This window comes from Kitasatospora sp. NPDC085464 (genome assembly GCF_044541955.1).
In the GTDB taxonomy this organism is placed as follows: domain Bacteria; phylum Actinomycetota; class Actinomycetes; order Streptomycetales; family Streptomycetaceae; genus Kitasatospora.
In genome coordinates this window covers 95,582-112,455 of sequence record NZ_JBITTM010000002.1, presented here as the reverse complement: position 1 = coordinate 112,455, position 16,874 = coordinate 95,582, and the positions used below count along the sequence as shown (strand labels likewise).

General features: G+C 70.9%; 22 protein-coding genes and 1 tRNA gene. 5 read left to right on the top strand and 18 right to left on the bottom strand.

Annotation, left to right across the window (positions count from 1 at the left end):
• The first annotated feature begins 8 nt into the window (after nt 1-8).
• Both leuE and ACIGG8_RS02235 read left to right on the top strand, forming a co-directional pair.
• The gene (leuE, locus tag ACIGG8_RS02240) at nt 9-659 is read left to right on the top strand and encodes a leucine efflux protein LeuE (protein WP_396544942.1); all 651 of its coding nucleotides are present in this window, start codon (nt 9-11) and stop codon (nt 657-659) included.
• An 81-nt stretch (nt 660-740) separates the two neighbouring features.
• Nucleotides 741-814: transfer RNA gene (locus tag ACIGG8_RS02235), tRNA-Thr, on the top strand.
• Nucleotides 815-861: 47 nt separating this feature from the next.
• Here the strand turns inward: ACIGG8_RS02235 and ACIGG8_RS02230 are convergent.
• The 17 genes from ACIGG8_RS02230 to ACIGG8_RS02150 all read right to left on the bottom strand — a co-directional run bounded on the left by ACIGG8_RS02230 (nt 862) and on the right by ACIGG8_RS02150 (nt 13,165).
• A complete protein-coding gene (locus tag ACIGG8_RS02230) occupies nt 862-2,220 on the bottom strand; it encodes a tyrosine-type recombinase/integrase (RefSeq protein ID WP_396545233.1) in 1,359 nt (452 codons plus the stop codon).
• A 105-nt stretch (nt 2,221-2,325) separates the two neighbouring features.
• Nucleotides 2,326-2,526 carry a helix-turn-helix domain-containing protein gene (locus tag ACIGG8_RS02225; protein WP_396544940.1) on the bottom strand — a complete coding sequence of 67 codons (201 nt, stop codon included), beginning with the start codon at nt 2,524-2,526 and terminating at the stop codon, nt 2,326-2,328.
• 433 nt (nt 2,527-2,959) lie between these two features.
• Nucleotides 2,960-4,435: an ATP-binding protein gene (locus ACIGG8_RS02220; protein ID WP_396544938.1), complete on the bottom strand. Its 1,476-nt coding sequence runs from the start codon at nt 4,433-4,435 to the stop codon at nt 2,960-2,962.
• A 2-nt stretch (nt 4,436-4,437) separates the two neighbouring features.
• Nucleotides 4,438-5,292 carry a bifunctional DNA primase/polymerase gene (locus ACIGG8_RS02215; RefSeq protein WP_396544936.1) on the bottom strand — a complete coding sequence of 285 codons (855 nt, stop codon included), beginning with the start codon at nt 5,290-5,292 and terminating at the stop codon, nt 4,438-4,440.
• 219 nt (nt 5,293-5,511) lie between these two features.
• Nucleotides 5,512-6,504: a DNA cytosine methyltransferase gene (locus tag ACIGG8_RS02210; RefSeq protein WP_396544934.1), complete on the bottom strand. Its 993-nt coding sequence runs from the start codon at nt 6,502-6,504 to the stop codon at nt 5,512-5,514.
• Nucleotides 6,505-6,517: 13 nt separating this feature from the next.
• Nucleotides 6,518-6,799 carry a hypothetical protein gene (locus ACIGG8_RS02205; protein WP_396544932.1) on the bottom strand — a complete coding sequence of 94 codons (282 nt, stop codon included), beginning with the start codon at nt 6,797-6,799 and terminating at the stop codon, nt 6,518-6,520.
• Nucleotides 6,796-7,008, bottom strand: a complete 213-nt coding sequence (locus ACIGG8_RS02200; RefSeq protein WP_396544930.1) for a hypothetical protein — start codon at nt 7,006-7,008, stop codon at nt 6,796-6,798. The genes ACIGG8_RS02205 and ACIGG8_RS02200 overlap by 4 nt, the downstream gene beginning before the upstream one ends.
• A gap of 13 nt (nt 7,009-7,021) precedes the next feature.
• Complete coding sequence (locus ACIGG8_RS02195; RefSeq protein WP_396544928.1) at nt 7,022-7,210, bottom strand: hypothetical protein; 189 nt, start codon at nt 7,208-7,210, stop codon at nt 7,022-7,024.
• 46 nt (nt 7,211-7,256) lie between these two features.
• Nucleotides 7,257-7,511 carry a hypothetical protein gene (locus ACIGG8_RS02190; protein WP_396544926.1) on the bottom strand — a complete coding sequence of 85 codons (255 nt, stop codon included), beginning with the start codon at nt 7,509-7,511 and terminating at the stop codon, nt 7,257-7,259.
• Nucleotides 7,512-7,660: 149 nt separating this feature from the next.
• Nucleotides 7,661-9,790 carry a cell division protein FtsK gene (locus ACIGG8_RS02185; RefSeq protein WP_396545231.1) on the bottom strand — a complete coding sequence of 710 codons (2,130 nt, stop codon included), beginning with the start codon at nt 9,788-9,790 and terminating at the stop codon, nt 7,661-7,663.
• A 174-nt stretch (nt 9,791-9,964) separates the two neighbouring features.
• Nucleotides 9,965-10,099, bottom strand: coding sequence for a hypothetical protein (locus ACIGG8_RS02180; RefSeq protein ID WP_396544924.1), 135 nt, complete (start codon nt 10,097-10,099; stop codon nt 9,965-9,967).
• Between the two features lie 14 nt (nt 10,100-10,113).
• Nucleotides 10,114-10,872 (bottom strand): DUF4097 family beta strand repeat-containing protein, encoded by a 759-nt coding sequence (locus tag ACIGG8_RS02175; protein ID WP_396544922.1) that lies wholly within the window; start codon nt 10,870-10,872, stop codon nt 10,114-10,116.
• A gap of 53 nt (nt 10,873-10,925) precedes the next feature.
• Entirely contained in the window at nt 10,926-11,306 is a 381-nt protein-coding gene (locus ACIGG8_RS02170; RefSeq protein WP_396544920.1) for an RRQRL motif-containing zinc-binding protein, read from the bottom strand.
• A 2-nt stretch (nt 11,307-11,308) separates the two neighbouring features.
• On the bottom strand, nt 11,309-11,662 hold the full coding sequence (locus ACIGG8_RS02165) for a hypothetical protein (RefSeq protein ID WP_396544918.1): 354 nt from the start codon (nt 11,660-11,662) through the stop codon (nt 11,309-11,311).
• Entirely contained in the window at nt 11,659-12,615 is a 957-nt protein-coding gene (locus ACIGG8_RS02160) for a DUF2637 domain-containing protein (protein WP_396544916.1), read from the bottom strand. The genes ACIGG8_RS02165 and ACIGG8_RS02160 overlap by 4 nt, the downstream gene beginning before the upstream one ends.
• The gene (locus ACIGG8_RS02155) at nt 12,612-12,869 is read right to left on the bottom strand and encodes a hypothetical protein (protein WP_396544914.1); all 258 of its coding nucleotides are present in this window, start codon (nt 12,867-12,869) and stop codon (nt 12,612-12,614) included. The genes ACIGG8_RS02160 and ACIGG8_RS02155 overlap by 4 nt, the downstream gene beginning before the upstream one ends.
• Nucleotides 12,866-13,165, bottom strand: a complete 300-nt coding sequence (locus ACIGG8_RS02150; protein WP_396544912.1) for a hypothetical protein — start codon at nt 13,163-13,165, stop codon at nt 12,866-12,868. Before ACIGG8_RS02150 ends, ACIGG8_RS02155 begins: the two co-directional genes overlap by 4 nt.
• A 465-nt stretch (nt 13,166-13,630) precedes the next feature.
• Between ACIGG8_RS02150 and ACIGG8_RS02145 the strand changes: the two genes are divergently transcribed.
• The 3 genes from ACIGG8_RS02145 to ACIGG8_RS02135 all read left to right on the top strand — a co-directional run bounded on the left by ACIGG8_RS02145 (nt 13,631) and on the right by ACIGG8_RS02135 (nt 15,809).
• On the top strand, nt 13,631-13,981 hold the full coding sequence (locus ACIGG8_RS02145; RefSeq protein WP_396545229.1) for a GntR family transcriptional regulator: 351 nt from the start codon (nt 13,631-13,633) through the stop codon (nt 13,979-13,981).
• 260 nt (nt 13,982-14,241) lie between these two features.
• A complete protein-coding gene (locus ACIGG8_RS02140) occupies nt 14,242-15,246 on the top strand; it encodes an AAA family ATPase (RefSeq protein ID WP_396544910.1) in 1,005 nt (334 codons plus the stop codon).
• Complete coding sequence (locus ACIGG8_RS02135; protein WP_396544908.1) at nt 15,243-15,809, top strand: guanylate kinase; 567 nt, start codon at nt 15,243-15,245, stop codon at nt 15,807-15,809. Before ACIGG8_RS02140 ends, ACIGG8_RS02135 begins: the two co-directional genes overlap by 4 nt.
• 10 nt (nt 15,810-15,819) lie before the next feature.
• Here ACIGG8_RS02135 and ACIGG8_RS02130 read toward each other — a convergent pair whose 3' ends face one another.
• Nucleotides 15,820-16,677, bottom strand: coding sequence for a DUF1932 domain-containing protein (locus tag ACIGG8_RS02130; protein WP_396544906.1), 858 nt, complete (start codon nt 16,675-16,677; stop codon nt 15,820-15,822).
• Nucleotides 16,678-16,874: the final 197 nt, after the last annotated feature.

Below are 16,874 nucleotides of genomic sequence, written 5' to 3'. Positions count from 1 at the left end.
AGCGCATCGTGCTCGGAGTCGACAACCTGGCGACGTACGTCCTCGGCGCCCTCGTCATCGTCCTGCTGCCCGGCCCCAACTCCCTGTACGTGCTGTCCGTCGCCGCCCGCAAGGGCATCCGGACCGGCTACCGGGCCGCAGCCGGCGTCTTCGTCGGCGACCTCACCCTGGTCAGCCTCACCTCGATCGGCGCGGCCTCCCTGCTGAAGGCCAACCCGGCCGTCTTCGCGGTGGTCAAGTTCGGCGGCGCCGCCTACCTGCTCTGGATCGGCTACGGCATGCTCCGCGCCGCCCGTCAGCTCTGGCGCGAACGCCGGGCCACGGCCGACCCCGCCACCGAGACGGCCCCCGAGTCCACCGAGAACCCCTTCCGCCGCGCCCTGGTGGTCAGCCTCCTCAACCCCAAGGCCATCCTCTTCCTGCTCTCCTTCTTCACCCAGTTCGTCGACCCCTCCTACGGCCGGCCCGCCCTCTCCTTCGTCCTCCTCGGCGGCATCCTGCAGACCTTCAGCGTTCTCTACCTCTCCCTGCTGATCTTCGCCGGCACCACCCTCGCCACCGCCTTCCGCCGCCGCAAGCGCCTCTCCGCCACCCTCACCAGCGGCGTCGCCGTCCTGTTCGCCGGCTTCGCCGCCAAGCTCGCCGTCTCCTCCGCCTGACCCACCCCCCTGGTATCCGAGTACGGATCACCCGCGAACCTGTGTAGACTGGCCCGCGTTGCCGCCACACACGGCAACGGTGCCGCCTTAGCTCAGTTGGCCAGAGCAACGCACTCGTAATGCGTAGGTCGCGGGTTCGAATCCCGCAGGCGGCTCAAAAGACAAAAGGCCCGGTCAGTGCTCTGACCGGGCCTTTTGTCGTCTACATCATGCGTCGGCGACGACGGGCGCGGGCCGCCCGCGTGTTCGTGGTCTCAGTTGTGGTCTCACTTTTGGCCGGTTGGGGCCACAGCGCGTTGCCCATCCGCCGGGCTGCCTCGCGGGTCGTCGGCGTGGTCGTCTTGACGTAGCGGCGGGTCATGCTGATCTGCGAGTGGCCGAGGATTTCCATGATGGTGAACGGGTCCACACCCAGCTCGTTGAGGATCGTCCCGGCGGAGTGACGGCTGCCGTCGTGCTGGCGTCGGTCCTCGATCCCGGCCTCGGCCAGCAACTCCTTGAACTCCTCCCAGTCGGCGTGAGGGTCGATCGGCTGCCCGTCGGGTCGGCAGGTTACGAGGTCGTAGTCCTGCCACTCCTCGCCGGCCGCCGCCTTCCACTCTTCCTGCTGCTGGCGCTGCTCGCGCAGCAGCGGGATCAGCGGCGGAAGCAGGGGAGTCGTGCGACGGCTGCCCTTGGTCTTCGGCCGGGTGAATGCGAGTCCGCCGCCGTGTCGCTTCGGGCAGGTGCTGGCGTGGCGGTCGCACTTCGGGGGGCAGGGCTTCGGGCACCCGCGCTTGTAGCCGCGGTGCTTGGTGCACCCGGGCTCGCACGCGTCCCGGTGCAGCCGTTCGCCGCACGCGTGCGGGTCGTCGCACCCGTGGCGCCACTTCAGCCGCTGGAGCTGCCAGGACGTGTCCATCTGCCCGGCGTCCTCATCGACGTACTTCCAGCGCAGGCCCAATGCCTCACCCTGGCGCAGGCCCTGACCGACGCCGATCACCCACCGGACCCGGGTCGGGCGCTTCATCGCGGCGAGCAGGAAGCGCCGGGCCTCCTCCTGGGTGAACGGGTTCGCGTCCGTTTCCTCCACCGTGGGGGAGTCCACCAGCGTGGCGACGTTGCGCGCCACCTTCCCCCGGCGGTGGGCGATCTTCAGCGCACGGGAGATGATCCGGTGCACCTTGAGGATGTGCGATCCGGCCCGGCCCTCGGCACGGAGCTGCCCGTACAGCTCGTCCAGGTGCTCCGGCAGCAACCGGTCCAGTCGGTGCTTGCCGATGCCCGGGATGATGTGGTTCCGGGTCTTCGACCAGTAGTCGTCCAGGCTGCGCGGCTTCAGCCTCTGGTTCGCGATGGTGGTCAGGTAGGTGGTCATCCACTGCTCGACCGTCGGCGCCCGGCCAGCCGCCGCCACCTGGCCCGCATCGCGGTCGGCCTCCAACTTCTTGACCTTGCGCCGTACTTCGGGTTCGGTCTTAGCGCTGCGGTGGCGTCGGTCGGGGCTGCCGTCCGCCTTGACGCCCATAGTCACGCGGCCGTGCCAACGGCCGTCCGCGCCCTGGTAGATGGTCGACTCCATGTTGGGCAGGCGGGTCTTGCGCTCGCTCACTTTGGTGCTCCTGAAGTGGCGAGGGCGCCGGGCATGGTGCTGCCCGGCGCCCTCGCGGGCGGTCGGTGATGGTGGTCAGGCGGCGTTGGCGGCCTGGCGTTCGATGTAGGCCTCGACGTCGGCGGGCCGGATGCGGCGGGAGCGTCCGATCTTGATTGACGTCAACTCCTTCTCCGCCAGCAGCTGGTAGAGCGTCGACCGCCCGATGCGCAGCATCTTCGCGGCCTCTTCGGCGGTCAACAGAACCGGGCGAATCGTGGTGGCGGGCACGGTCACGGTGGTTCCTTCCTGGGCTTCCGGGTGTGCGTGTTTGTCCTAGGTGTGGATTTCTGCGTCACTGCGTCATCAGCGTCACGTGAGCTTTTGACCTGGGGGTTTGCGTGACGCAGCGGTCGGGGTGTGCGTCACGGGCTGCGTCACCGCATGACGCAGCCCGTGACGCAGGTGACGCAGGATGACGCAGAGGCTGCCGTCTGCGTCACGGCCGTAACTGCAGCTCAGGGGTGGTTTTTCAGCCCGTGTGACGCAGGTGACGCAGCGTCTTCCCTCTTAGGACGAAAGAGGGGCTGTTGCTTGTAGGTCGGTGCTCCTCAGAGCGTGAAGAAGGAGCCGCTGCGCGGCGCGACCTTCGGTCGGCTTCGCCGACCAGGAAGAAGAGCACCCGGGCCCGCGGTGCTCTTCTTGCTTGTCCGGGGCGACGTGGGCGCGGTCAGAACGCCTGCTGCTGTTTGTGCGGGTCTGTGGTGGCCGGGCGGGCCATTTCGAGGTAGCGGCCCTCGTGGGCACGGCCGGTGTCGATGAGGACGCCCCGGGCCGCGAGGGTGGGTTGGAGGCGCTTGAGGCGGTCGGAGAGGACTTTGCCGGTGGTCGGCCATCCCTTGGGCAGGGAGCGCAGTTCGTCGCCGCTGTAGAGGCGGCTGAGGTGGCTCAGCCACTCGGTGGAGGTCATGCGCTGCGCGGCGCCGGGGTCGATGGTGTCGGCGTGCTTGAGGACGGTCTGCGCGAGGAGGTCGCCCTCGATGACGTCGTCGTTCAGGTCGTCCAGGCTGGCCCGGTAGGCGGCCAGCGCGCCGAGGTGCTCGGCGGCGTCGAACTGCGCGCACAGGTGAGCGAAGTCCGCCATGCGCGTCTCGGTGGGCGTCTCGGCTTCGGCCGCGCGGACCTTCACGGTCAGGTCGAGCAGGGAGCCGAGGATGACGGGGAGCACGGGTTCGTACTCCGCCCACAGTTCGGCTTCGGTGCGGCGGACGGTGGGCCGCTCCAGCCGCAGCGGTAGCAGGCGCTCGGCCAGGTCGGGGCGGATGACGCCGACGTCGATGCCGGTCAGCAGCAGGGGACGGCGGTAGCTGGATCGGTGCACGTCCCCGTCGGTGAACAAGGCCCGCTTGACGTCCTCCGCGCCGGTGACGATGCAGCACATGGCGTCGGACATGTCCGGGGTCATGTGGCTCAGGTTGTCCAGGGCGGTGACCCAGCCGGCCGCGACGGCGGCGATCAGGTTCGCTTCATCCTTCGGCGCGCGACGCAAATCGCTGGTCATGCCCTCGATGACCCGCAGAAGCATCCGACCGGCGGTGGACTTGCCCGCGCCCTGCGGCCCGGTCAGGAACGGCGCCGGGACCGGTACGGACGGCCCCAGACAGCCGACCAGCCATGCCATGGCCAAGGCTTCGGACCCGGCGTTGGCGAAGTTGCACAGTCCGAACAGCAGGTCGAACCCCTTGCCGTCGGTGTCCTTGACCGGCACGGGGAGTTCCCCGGTGAGCTGCGTGCGCCGCCAACACACCTCGCGCGGGTCGGGCGTGGTGACGTCCCACCCGCTGGGGTGGATGCGCACCGACAGGCCGTCCGCCCGCCCCAGGTCCAACCAGGTCGCCCCGTCGAACCCGGGCGCCACGCGGATGTGGACCGCCTGCACCTCCTCGGACAGGGCCAGCGCCTCGATCAGGTCCAGCGCCTCCTTGATCGCGGTTCCGTTGAACACGCCGACCCCGTCCCGGTAGAGGCCGACCATGAGTTCCTGGCGGTGGCTGCCGGTGGTGCCCTGGGAGCGGATCGGCCGGGCCACCGGGTGGCCCATGCGCTGGGCGTACACGGTGCCGTCGGCGGTGCGGAAGTACCGGAAGTGCGCCTGGGCGTAGTCGGCGATGACCTCGCGCGCGGGGGTCTTCTCGTCCTCGGCCACGGTCACATCCCCAGCCGGGTCAGGGCGTTGGCCCACGCGTCGGCGCAGTGCCGGGGCGATTCGCCCTTGGCCTGCGCGGCGGCGAACAGGCGCGCGGTGTGCGCCTCGGTCAGGCACCCGCACCGCCCGTGGGTGGACAGCACCGCGAGGAACGTCGCGAACACCGTGTTGTGCACGGCGCTGGACGCCTCAGTGATGCGCTGCTCGGCCATGGCGATTCCGCGGTTCAGGTACGCCGGGGTGCGGTGGGGGCACGTGCCGCCCCCGGCCGGTGCCGGCACTGTGACGGTGGTCGGCCGGACCGGGGCGGGCGCCTTGACGACCAGGGCGCGGACGGCGTCCGGCAGGGGGGTGAGGGGGCCGGTGCCGGGGCCGAGCCAGCGGGCGTAGGCCATGGTGGACTTGATGTCCACGCCGGGCCGCACCTTGTTGGCGGAGGGCATGGCACCCCTGTAGATCCAGTGCTCGCCTCGGGTCGTCGGGACGGTCCGGGTGACGGGCAGGTGGGCCCTGGCCCAGGCGATGGCCGCCGGGTTGTCGAGGTCCACGACGGTCAGCCCGGCGCCGCCGGGGTGGTAGGCCACCGCCGCTCCCTCGCGCCACGCCCGCATCCAATCCCGGGAGGTGATGGCGCTGGGGCTGGTGGTGGCGGCGGCCCAGCCGTGGCAGGGGGCGAAGCAGTTGCAGGGGCCGGGGGTCTTCATGTTCGGCCGGCCGCCGCAGGCGTTGTCCGCGCAGTTGCGGCAGTTGCCGAACGGCAGCTTCCCGGCTCGCAGCGGCAGCACGGGCACGCCGTCGGCCGCCAGGGAGAGCGCGGTGGACAGGTGCTCTCCCCGGATCATGGTCGGTTGGGTCATGCTGGATGCCTCCAGTTCTCTGCTGGATCGACGGCGGCCCTGCTTCTTGGAGGGAGGGGGCCGCCGTTGTCGTTGATCGCGTTCTCGGCGCAGACCTTGTGCGATGGCCTGCGCTGGTCGTCGCGTAGCGGGGTGGGGCGACCGCACCAGCGGCACGGGCGGTCGCCGGTGCGGTCGTAGTGGCGGGCGTCGCGCCAATCGAGGGCGGACACGGCACGTCTAGCCGTCGAGGGCGGCGGTGAGCAGGTGGTGGGCCAGCAGCGGCGGGACGGCGTTGCCGATCTGCTGGCCGATGTCGCGGCCGGACCACGGGTGGTCGACGGGGAAGGACTGCAGGGTGCCCGCCTCGGCCCAGGAGAAGCGGCTTTCGGTGCCGTCGGCGGCCAGCACCCGGACGCGGGAGACCTTGCCGGTGACGGTGGCGGACGGCTCACCGCTGGTGCGCCGTCCTCGGGCCTTGGGGTCGCCGCCGGTGCCGTAGTTGGAGACGACGGTGAACGGCCCGCGTTCGGGAAGGACGTCGCCCATCACGGTCCAAGGCAGCAGGCCCGGATCACCGGCCGTGCGGGGTGTGCCCTTGGTGTAGGGCCGGTGGGTGGGCGCGGGCAGGGTGGCGGTGCCGGTGCGACGGGCGATGAGGACGGCCCGCCGGCGGGTCTGCGGGACGCCGTACTGCTCGGCCCGCACCGTGCCCGCGACGGCGCTGTAGCCCTCGGCCCGCAGGATCGCCGCGTAGGTCTGCCAGACGGGCAGGACGGCCGGGACCTGCTCCAACAGGATCGCCTCGTACGGCCGCCCGGCGTCGAGGGCGTCCAGCGCCCACCGAAGCGGTTCGAGGACCAAGCGGATCAGGTCGTCCACCTCGTTGTGGCCGTGCCGGGCGACGGTCTGTCGCTCGGACAGCCGGTGGGCGAGCGCGACGATGTCGCCGAGCGCCCGGCGTCCGGCCCCGGTGCCTGCCGCGCTGAACGGCTGACAGGGCGGGCCACCGAGCAAGAGCGTGGCGGTGGGGAAGTCGGCGGGCCCGTAGTGGCGCACGTCGCCCTCGATCGTCTGGAGGCCGGCCGCACGGCGGGTGACGCACGCATCCGGGCTCCGCTCGACCCCGATCACCGCCAGGCCCAACTCCCTCGCGGGAAGGTCGAGTCCACCGACCCCGGCGAACAGGTCGATCGCCAGCAGCGTCCGGGAGTGGTCGTAGTCGCTGTGCATGTAGGTCCTCCCCTCAGGCGGCGCGGCGGGCGCGGGTGCTGGGGAACTGGTGGACGGTGGCGAGCCGGGCCGGGGCATCGACGACCGGGGCGGGGGCGCCCTCGCCGCCGTCGGGCGGGGCGGTGTCCGTCGTGGCCGCGCGGGCGGCGCGTTCGGCGGCGGACTCGGCGAGGACCTGCAGGACGGCCGCGCTGTCGGCGCGGGCGCCGCGCTGGGAGATGAGGGCGGCGGCCCCGAGGACGGCACCGGGGGTCATCAGCAGGGCTACGGCGATGGCGTCGGTGGTGGTGCTCACGGGGTACCTCCGGTGCGGGCGGCGTGGGCGAGCAGGTCGATCAGGTCGGTGCCGAGCAGGCGGGCGCGCTGTTCGATGGCGGTCCAGGACTCGGAGTCGATGTGCATGAGCGCGGCCAGGGCCGCCGCGGGCCGGTCGTTGGCGGCGGCGGTGAGGGCTTCGCGCAGGTGGACGGCGGCGAGCGGCCGGATCGCGGCGGGGGCGGTCATCGCGGGCGGCCGGTCAGTGGCTGCTGAGGGCGTTGACGAGCGCGCCGAGCATGTTGTTCACGGGCCCCGCAAGGCCGGTGGAGGCGGCGGTGAGGCCGGAGAGCCAGACGATCAGGGCGGTTCCGACGCCGACGCGCTTGGTCCACACGAGGACGACGGTGACGGTGCCGGTGAGCAGGGCGAGGGACACGGTGACGTTCATGCGGTTCTCCCGGACGGTGCGATGGGCGGTGGTCTGCGGAGTGGTGCTAGTTGGTGCCGGCGGTCCAGGTGCGGTGGGCGACGTTGTAGAGGTGGCGGCCGACGCGGATGCGCTTGCCGACGCCCCGGCAGCGGCGGCAGTGCTTGCCGCGCTTGGGCTTGCCGCGCCGGTCGTGGGCGAGTTGGAAGCCGAGGCCGTCGCAGCGGCGGCAGTCACCGAAGGGACTGGCGGCGCACAACGCTGCGTAACAGAGCGCGGCGAGCAGGGCGGCGGCGAGCGCGGCGAGTATCAGAGGGGTCATGGGTGCCTCCGGGGCGGTTTCCGGGGCTCTAGCGGGGTGTTCGCTAGGCGCTAGGCCCCTGATCAGGGCATGTTTGGGTCGCTAGCGGGGTCGCTAGGTCTAGCGAGGGTGCTTGCTAGGCCTAGCGACCGTTCGCGGGTGGTCCGGGGCTATCCGGCGTCACGCTTCTTGTCGCGCTCGGTGACGGCCTTGGTGATGTGGTCGCGCTCGACGCCGCGCCGGTTGGCGCCCTTGCCGCCCTCGGTGGTGCCCCACACCTGGCCGGTCGCGATGCCGTAGGGCTTGAGCGCGGTGGCGATCTGATCGGCCTTCGCGCGGCCCTCCAGCTCTCCCCACGGCCCGTACGCGTCCGGCCGCAGCTCGGCGAGGCGGGCGACGATCGTCTCCGACCACAGCTTCGGCTCGTCGGGGCCCATGACGGCGAGGATGTCGGCGAGCAGGTCGAACCGCGGGGCCGTCGCGGGGGCGGTGTCGGTGCCGCCGGCGGCGTGGCCGGTCAGCATCCCGGCGCTCTCGCGGGCTTCTCGGCCGCGCTGGGCGATGGCCTCCGCGCTGGGGGCGTCCACGAACACCGACCGGATGATCTGGGCGTCGGCGCCCTCACCGCCGATGTAGTAGGCGATGCCCCGGTCGGAGCGGGTGAACGTCGTGGCCCGCACCCCGCGCTTGTAGGCGGAGGTGCCGAGCACCATGTCGTTCTCCGTCTGCCCCATCACCTTCAGGCACAGCCGCAGGATCGCGTTCGCGCTGATGCCGGTGGGCAGGGACTTGGCGTCGGGGCGCTGGGTGGCCAGCAGCAGCACGATCCCGGTGGCAGGGCCGCGCTTCACGAGGTCGGTGCAGATCTCCTCGAACTCCGCCCCGTACTTGGGGTGCTCGAACCACACCTGGCACTCGTCCACACCGACGACGATCGGGTGCAGGCGCAGGCTCTTGTTGTCGGCGAGCTTGCTGGTCACCTTCGACTCCGGGCACACGTCCCGGGGCAGAGAGCGGATCACCTTGGTGCGGCGCCGCAGCTCGGCGCGCAGCTCCCGCATGTCGGCGATGGCGTATTCGATGTCCTCGTCGTCGTCCCCGGCACGGTGGCGGTGGGAGACCTTCTCGCCGACCGGGTCGAGGTCGCCGGTGCCCTTGAGGTCGTAGGTGTGCAGCTCGGCCCGGGGGTCGAGGGCAGCGATGAGCAGGAGCAGGCGGAGCAGGAAGGTCTTGCCCATGCGGGGGACGGCGCCGATGACGCCGGCGATGAACATCAGGGTGACGTTCACCCAGGCGCCGCGCTGGTCGGTGGCGAACGCGACCGGGTCGAACAGGTCGACGGTGCCCTTGCGTGCGAGCGGCCAGGCGGGCTGCTTGGCGGTGGCCATGTCCTGGTCCCCGACCCAGAGCACCATGCGGCCCGGGTGCTCGCCCGGGGCCTGCTCCGGCCATACGGTCCCCAGCGGGCGGCGCAGGCCCGAGGCGAGCTGACCGCGCTTGCCCATCACGTCCGCGACCTCCACGCCGTGCGGCAGCTCGACGTCCGCGCGCCACCCCGGGCCGTCGCGCATGATCGGGGCAGGGAAGGTGATGCCGGAGCCCTTGGACTTGGCGGAGGTGATCCCGCCGATGCCCAGCGACTCCAGCGCCCGCACCACCATGTCCGAGGTGAGCTTGGGCGCCTTCGCCTTGACCACCGCCCGGCCGATCAGCGGCTCATCCGCCGGCGCCCCGGCGACGCCGAGCGCGAGCACCACGGCCGAGGCCAGCGCGAGCAGGGTCGCGGTGCTGGTCAGCACCCACAACACCACGACCGCGGTGAGGCCGAAGACGGAGCCGAGCAGGGAGATCAGGGAGCGCAGGCGCACCCGGTTGTCGCGCTGCCGCGAGAGCTTGAGGTACAGCTCCGCGTCCTCGCGCCGGGCGGCCGCCGCGCGCAGCGGCTGTCCCTCGGCGTCGGAGGCCCACCGGCCCAGGAAGTTCAGGGCCCGGGCGGTGCCGCGCGGCGCGCGCCCGGCGAGACGGGCGGCGTAGAGCGGGGTGCGGATCGCGTGGTACGCGGCGGTGTGGCCGATCCGGCCTGCGGTGTAGGCGAGTTGGGCCTTCAGCTCGGCCGTGGACAGCAGCCAGGCGGGGAGGATCGGGCGGCGGGTGCCCTCCGGCACCGGCAGCGGCACGGTGACGGGCTGGTCGACGTAGACGGACGGCTCGTCGTCGCCGTCGTCGTCCACGGCGGTCGCGGTGGTGGGGCGGCGTTCGGCGCGGGCCTTGGCGAGGTCGACCACGCCGTCTTCGGCCATCTCCGCGGCCAGGCGCTCGAACAGCTCGTTCTCGGCGTCGTCGCCAGAGCCGGAGCCGGGGGTGTGGTGGTTCACTGGGGGTTCCTTTCTCACTGCTGTGTGGTGCGGAAAGGGGCCCGGGGCGGCCGGATGCTGGCAGGCTGAGCGGCCGTCCCGGGGGTGTTGCGTTGGGTGTCAGCGGCCGGTCCACCGGCCGCCCGTGAGCGGGCCCGGCGGGACCTCGTCGGCGATCTGGCCGGTCCGGCCGGCGGCCCGGGGGTCGTCCTCGCAGGAGAGGATCAGCACCTCGTCACCGGAGGTGAAGGCCATGTTGGGCTCCTCGTTCAGTGGCGGCGGGCGCGGCCGGAGACGGTGCGGGTGCGGACGTCGAGGCGGCCGGTGCCGTGCAGCTCGATGTCGCCGGAGACGGTGCGGGCGTTGAGGGTTCCGGTGGCGCGGGTGCCGGCGGTCAGGCGGACGTCGCCGGAGACGGTGCGGATGTCGGCGATGTGGCCCTCGTGGACGCCGATGCGCACGTCGCCGGAGGTGGAGCGGATCTCGACGTCGCCGCCGGTGCGCTCGGCGACGACGTCGCCGGAGACCGTCGTGGCCGACAGCACGTTCACCGACTGCACCCGCACGTCGCCGGAAGTGGAGGAGAACGCCAGCACCGGCAGGTGCCCGGTGACGGTGAGGTCGGCGGAAACGCTCTGCAGGGCCACGCCGAGTGCGGTCGGCGGCAGGGTGATGGTGGCGGTGATCGCGCTGGTCGGCTGCTGGCCGCCGACGATGACGCGGCCGTTGACGATCGTGATCCCGGTGACGTTGCCGGTGACCGTGCCGAAGGACTGGTAGACGGTGTTCCCGCCGATGTGGGTGAAGCCGTTGTCCGGCGCGGGGACGTCGATGCTCAGCCGGTTGTGGTCCTCCCAGCTGCGGGAGCGGCGCACGGCGTCGGCGGACGGGCCGTCGTCGTCGGGCGTGCTGAGCAGGACCGTGATGGCGGTGGCAGCGGGGTCGATGCTGACGCGGATGTGGCCGGTCGGCATGACCATCGCCAGCTGCTGGGCGTGGGTGGCGAGGAAGGTGCGCGTGGTGGTCACGGCGTTCCTTTCGCGGAACGAGGTAGGTTGCCTGGAGGGCGAGTTGGCGGGTTTCAGGCCGCGAGGGGTGTGCCGTCCGCGCACCGCAGGCAGGTGCCCAGGTGCGCGGGCAGGACATAGCCGGCATCCATGCCGCAGACGGGGCAGGTGCGGCGGGCGGCGTTCGCGGCGGCCAGCGCCCGCCACCGCCCCTCGGTCATGGGGCGGACGGGCTTGGCCAGGGCGAGCCGGTAGAGGTAGGCCGCGCGCACGCCGGTGCTGCTGCGGCGGGAGCGCCAGAGGATCTGCGCGGCGACCGGCTGACCGCCGGGCCGCAGACCACGATCACGGAGCTGACGGCGGGTGAGGTAGCCGGCCGGGGCCATCCTCCACGGGTAGGTGGGGATGCCCCCGGACCGGCGGCCCTCCGGGTCCCAGAACCGGGGCCGGGCCACAATCAGGCCCAGGTGGTGGCGGGTTCGGGCAGGGTGTAGAAGCCGGCCAGCTCGATGGGGGCGCCGTAGGCGGTGCCGGTGACGACGAGCCAGGCCAGGGTGCTGCCGTAGTTGTGCTTGTGCTTGACGGCGGCGGGGTCCAGGTCGAGGGCGGAGCGCCACTGCTCGAACCCGGCGAGGTTGTCGTGGAGGGTGGCCCGCAGGCCCCAGGTCGGGGAGGGGCTGTCGGGCGCGTGGGTCTCCCAGAGCTCGAACCTCGGTGCGGGCAGGTCGGCGTGGGTGGTGAGGATGGCCATCAGCGCGCCGGCGGCGCCGATCTGCTCGCCGCTGGTGGTCGTGCTGTCGAGAGTGGTCACGATGCCTTCTCCTCGGGAGAGTCGGTGGTCTCGTCCGCCGGGCCGTCGACGTCGGCCGGGGCGGGGTCGGGAACGGCGTGCAGCGCGGGGCGCTCCGACTCGGCGTCAGCCGGGACGGAGCGCTCGGCGGTGAGGGTGTCGCGCAGGACGCGGGCTTTCGCGGCCGACGTGCGGACCGCTTCGCGGATCCGGTCGGCGGTCAGCTCGGCGTCCGACCAGTCGGCCGTGGCCGACCGCGCCTCGGCGAGCAGGTCGTCCGCCGTGCGCTTGGGTCGGGTGGTCCGGGCCGACTTGGGGACGGTGCCGGTCGCCCGACGGGGCCGGGCCGCCGTCGGTGCGGTCGGCTTGCGGGTCGGCGCAGCGGGCGCCTGCTCGGCCGGAGGCTCGGTCGGCGCGACAACTGGTTCAGTCGGCGCCGGTTCGGGCGTCTGGTCGGGCGACTGCCCCAGCGACCAGTCCGGTTCGTCGGCCCCAGGTTCGCGCTGGTCAGGAACCGACCGATTCATCATGGTCTGTGCTGTTTTGTCGGCCTTGGGTCGAGCGTGCAAGACCTTGGCCACCAGATCCGACCCGAAGTAGATCGACCCGACCGGCAGCGACGACGCGAGCAGGACCAAGGCCCAGTGCGCGGGCGCCCACTCGGCCAGTCGGGTCCGACCGCCACCGTGCAGAGTCGGCACCAGGCCGTGCACGTAGTTGAGCACCAGCGAGGCGGCGGTGTACCCGGCCAGCACCCGCAGAGCGAACTTGCGGTCGGCATCCGTCAGCACCAGCGCGACGACCAGCGCGAGCGCCATCAGCCCGTCGACCACCAGCGGGTAGACGGTTGCGGCGGTCGGGTCGGCCCCGATCGCCGACGCAATGTCCCGCAGCGCGTTCCACGAGACCCGGAACGCCATGGCGGCCACGGCCAAGAGGCCGGAGACCAGCCAGAACTTCCCGGCCCGGCTCACCTGCGCCACCTCCGCTTCGGAGACTCGCCGTCGGTGGTGAAGCTGGCGTATCCGCCCTCCGGCGGCTCGGCCGGGCTGTAGAGGGTCTGGGCGACGATCGCGGCCGCCCCGAGACCGGAGGCCACGGTGGCGGTCGTCGTCAGGTCGGCGTCGTGCGCGATCGAGGACGCGAGCCCGATCGCGGTGGAGAGCTTGCGATCGTCGGGCATCGCCAGCGCCACGCGGTCGGCGGCCTTGCGCAGGATCCCCATCACGCCGCCTTCCCCGTACGCGGCCGGCGGACGGCGGGGCGGATGCGGTGCAGTGGGACGGGAGCGGTCCGCAGCAGCTCCGCCGCGACCTCGGCCGACTCCGGGTCCGTCTCCCGCAGCTCCGCCAGCACCTCACGGGCCACGTCCGTGCGCGCCTGGTACTCGTCCGCACCCTCACCGGCCACGCCGCCGAACAACGCGTCGAACAGCGGGTCAAACGGCTCGTTGTCGACGCCGAGCGCCAGCTCAGCGAACTCCAGGGCGGTGCAGGCCTGCTGGCCTGCAATGATGGTCTTCACGGGTTCACCTCTTCGTAGTTGGTGAGTGGGCCCGAGGGCCGCCGCGCGTTCCTTGGCCGGGAGCGCGGCGGCCCGTTTTTCAGGCCCAGCCACTCGTCATGTCACGAGCAGCCATGACCCCCGACCCGCCACAGGCGGCACGGATCGGGGACCAAAGACACTCGTTCTTGATCAACACACTGTTGAGTTCTCAAGGGGCTGTGCTCTGTGTGGACAGAGCCCCGGTTCCGCAGACGCCGGGCCTGTCGCGACAGCGAGTGCGCGACGGTTCCCAGCCCCATAGCGGCCGTTGACGTGCAGGAATAGCTAGGCCTGAGAGAGCTTTGTTCTCTCTGCCACACAGAACACTGTGGGGCAGAGAAGCAGAGTTGGCAAGTCCATCGGCCGGGCGACATGCGGAAGCATTGGTTCCGGCCGGAGGGTGCGGCACTATGAGGCAGAGACGCAGAGGGATGTGGAGTGGTGATGGTCGAGTGGACCGGCGAGAAGTCTGCCTACCGGCAGGTGGCCGATGACCTTTGCGTACGGATCGCGAAGGGTGAGTTCGCTGCCGACGGGAAGATCCCGTCATTGGCGAAGCTCCAGGCCTACTACGACGTGAGCCCAACCGTTGCGCGCGCCGCCGTCGGCCACCTGCGGGAAACCGGGCTCGTCGTGAGCCACCAGGGCAAGGCGGCGTTCCTGACCGAAGGTGCGGAGTCGAAGGCTGCTGCCGTCGCCGGCAGCGAGGCCGGACAGCTCCGACGTGAGCTTGCGGAGGTTCGCGGGGAACTTCGCGATCTGCAAGCCCGGGTCGCGGAGCTTGAGGCCCGGTGACGGGCGGATGGGGGGATCAGGGGATCGCGGCTGTGCTGCGGTCCCCTGACTGCATATCGGGGCGGGTGACGCTTCACTGATGCCTCCTGGGGTGGACAGGAATCAGTTCACACCCATCGGGGCGGCATCTGTATCACGGAGCCTTACCGGTATTCGGCAGCGGATCCTTACACGACTACTATCACGACTTCTATCGCGATTTTCGGGTGACTCAACGAGCCGCTACACTCGCGGCACGAGCAGTTTCCTAGGAGGGGAATATGGCTCGGCAACGCCCAGGATGGAATCCGGCAATTCTCAAGAAGGTCAGGGAATCCCACGAACTTACCCTTGAGGAAGTCGGCGAGAAGCTTCGGGAAATCGGCGAGCGGCACAAGTTCAACCTTGCTGCCAACTTTCAGACGGTCTGGGCACACGAGGCGGGCTCCTCGTACCCGCGCCCCGACTACCGCCGGGCCTACTGCCTTCTCTACCGCATGAACGAGGCCGAACTGGGCTTTCGCCGACCGCTCCCCGGAGAGGTCACCACGGTGCCCAACCAGCGTCCAGCAGCAGAAACTGTCCCCGACCTGGACCAGGCGATCCGCGAGGCTCTCGGCAGCATCCGCGAGGGCGCGGACAACGTCGACGCCGAAGCGTTCCGCAGTCGGGTCATTAACGAGTGGAAGCGTCGGAATGGCGGTGAGAATTCCGGCCCGATGGTTCTCCTCGTCGGCGGATATGCCGGTTCCGGGAAAAGTGAGTTCGCCAAATTCATCGGCCGTCTCACCGGGTGGCCGGTGCTCGACAAGGATTCCTTGACGCGCCCGCTGGTCGATCAGCTCTTGATGGCGCTCGGCGGAGAGGTGAACGACCGGAGTTCTGCGCTCTACCGCGAAAAGGTCCGGCCGCTCGAATACCGATGCCTCATGGAGGCCGCATGGGACAACGTCGACTGCGGTACGTCCGTGATCCTCGACGCGCCGTTCCTGGCGGAGTTCTCGCAGGCCGACTGGATGCAGCGCTTCTACAACCGCTGCAAGGCGAAGCGAGCCACCGTGGCCGCTATCTGGGTCGAGTGCGACCCTGACTCGATGAGGGAGTACATCGAGTTCCGAGGCGCGGCCCGGGACATCTGGAAGATGGAGTCGTGGGATGAGTACCTGGCCACGATTGACCTCAAGCTCCGGCCTCAAGGCCCGCACTTCGTGGTGGACAACCGCCTCGGTGCGGCGATCGCTGCCGCCGACCAGGCCCGCGACGTACTGAGCGGAGGCGGGCTGTGACGTCGCATGGCCTCATCCTGTACGGCCCGCCGGCCGCCGGGAAGGACACCGTCACCCGGGCCCTCAGGGACATCAGTCCGGAATACCGGCTCTTCTCTCGACTCAAGGTCGGCTCCGGGAAGTCCGCCGGCTACCGGATGGGCACTGCTGAGCAACTGGCCGAGCTGGAGGCCGCCGGCGATGTCATCTACCTGAACCGCCGGTACGGCAACACGTACGTGATCGACCGTCCGGGGATGGACGAGGCGTTCATGATGGGCATCCCGGTCGTCCACCTGGGCCAGGTCGAGGGCATCAACGCGCTCACCAAGGGCTACCCGGCCGACTGGTCCGTCGTCCTGCTTTGGTGCTCGCGTGAGTCGACGGCGTCCCGGTCAGCCGGGCGGGGCGACGCCGACACCGCGGATCGACTGTCCGCATGGGATGCCACACAGGCCGATGTCGACGCTCACCCCGGGCAGACATGGGACCTCACTGTGGACACCGGCAACGTCGAACCGGCTGAAGCAGCACGACTGATCAACGACCTCTTGTCGCGCGACCATGCCTGCGGAAACCGGTAGCGGCCTGCGCTCACTGCGGCCGGGACAGACGGTCAAGGGCCTCGTCGGGCGTCAGCTCGGCGAGGTCCTTGCTGTTCTCCCACCGAACGAGGGTTTGCGACACGGCCCGCAGCACCTCGTCGGGCAACCCGACGCCGGACAGCATGTCGGCGGCCTCGTCCATCTCCGGGCCCCAACGCCACGCCCGGGCGGCGGTCTTGGCTATGTACCCGGTCTCCGGGAGGTAGCTGCTCTGCCGCTTGCTGGCGACGTCGAGCAGCGCATCGTCCACACCGTGCGCGCGTGCCGCGCCGAAGGCAACCGCCGCGAGCACGCGGGACGCCTTCTGATAGGAGCTGTATGCCAGCTTCAGGGCCGACGCCTGCCCAATCTCCGGCCCTAGAGCGGGAGTGGTCACCGCACTGCCGATGAACAGCTGCTCCACCAGGGAAACGGCACTCTCGGCCCCGGACAGATACAAGCGGGTCCGCTTGGTCCCGACCGGTGGCGAGCCGATGACGGCACCATCCACGACCGCGCGGGCATCGGAGCCCACCAGGTCGGCGATACGCCGCGCCCGCTCCGGGTTGATGGCGTTGGCCTCCACGTAGACGCCGCCGAAGTGATGCTCGGCTACGACGCGGGCGACGTCCTCAGCAGCAGCCGGCGGGCAAATGCTGAGGACGACATCGGCTTGCATGAGCAGATCTTCAAGGCTGCCGACGGGCTCCAGGCCCGCCGCCTCGGCTCGCCCGGCCGTGGCCGGGCTCCGACCCGCCGGACACCAGAGAACGCGCTCGGCATTCGGCCGAGCGCAGGCCGCCACGGCGGCGCCCATGCTTCCGGGATGGAGGATGCCGATGATCGGCTTGGTGCTCATCGTGCCCATGCTGGCGACACTACCGGCGCAACGGTCGGCCGGACCTTCAGTCTCAGTTCTGGTCTCAGTCCATCCTGTCCGTGGTGGCCCACGACCGTCCCGCGCCGTCCGCTGACCTGCGGTGCGGACGGAGGCGGACAATCACGGACAGTAATTGGGCAAACTCGTAATGCGTAGGTCGCGGGTTCGAATCCCGCAGGCGGCTC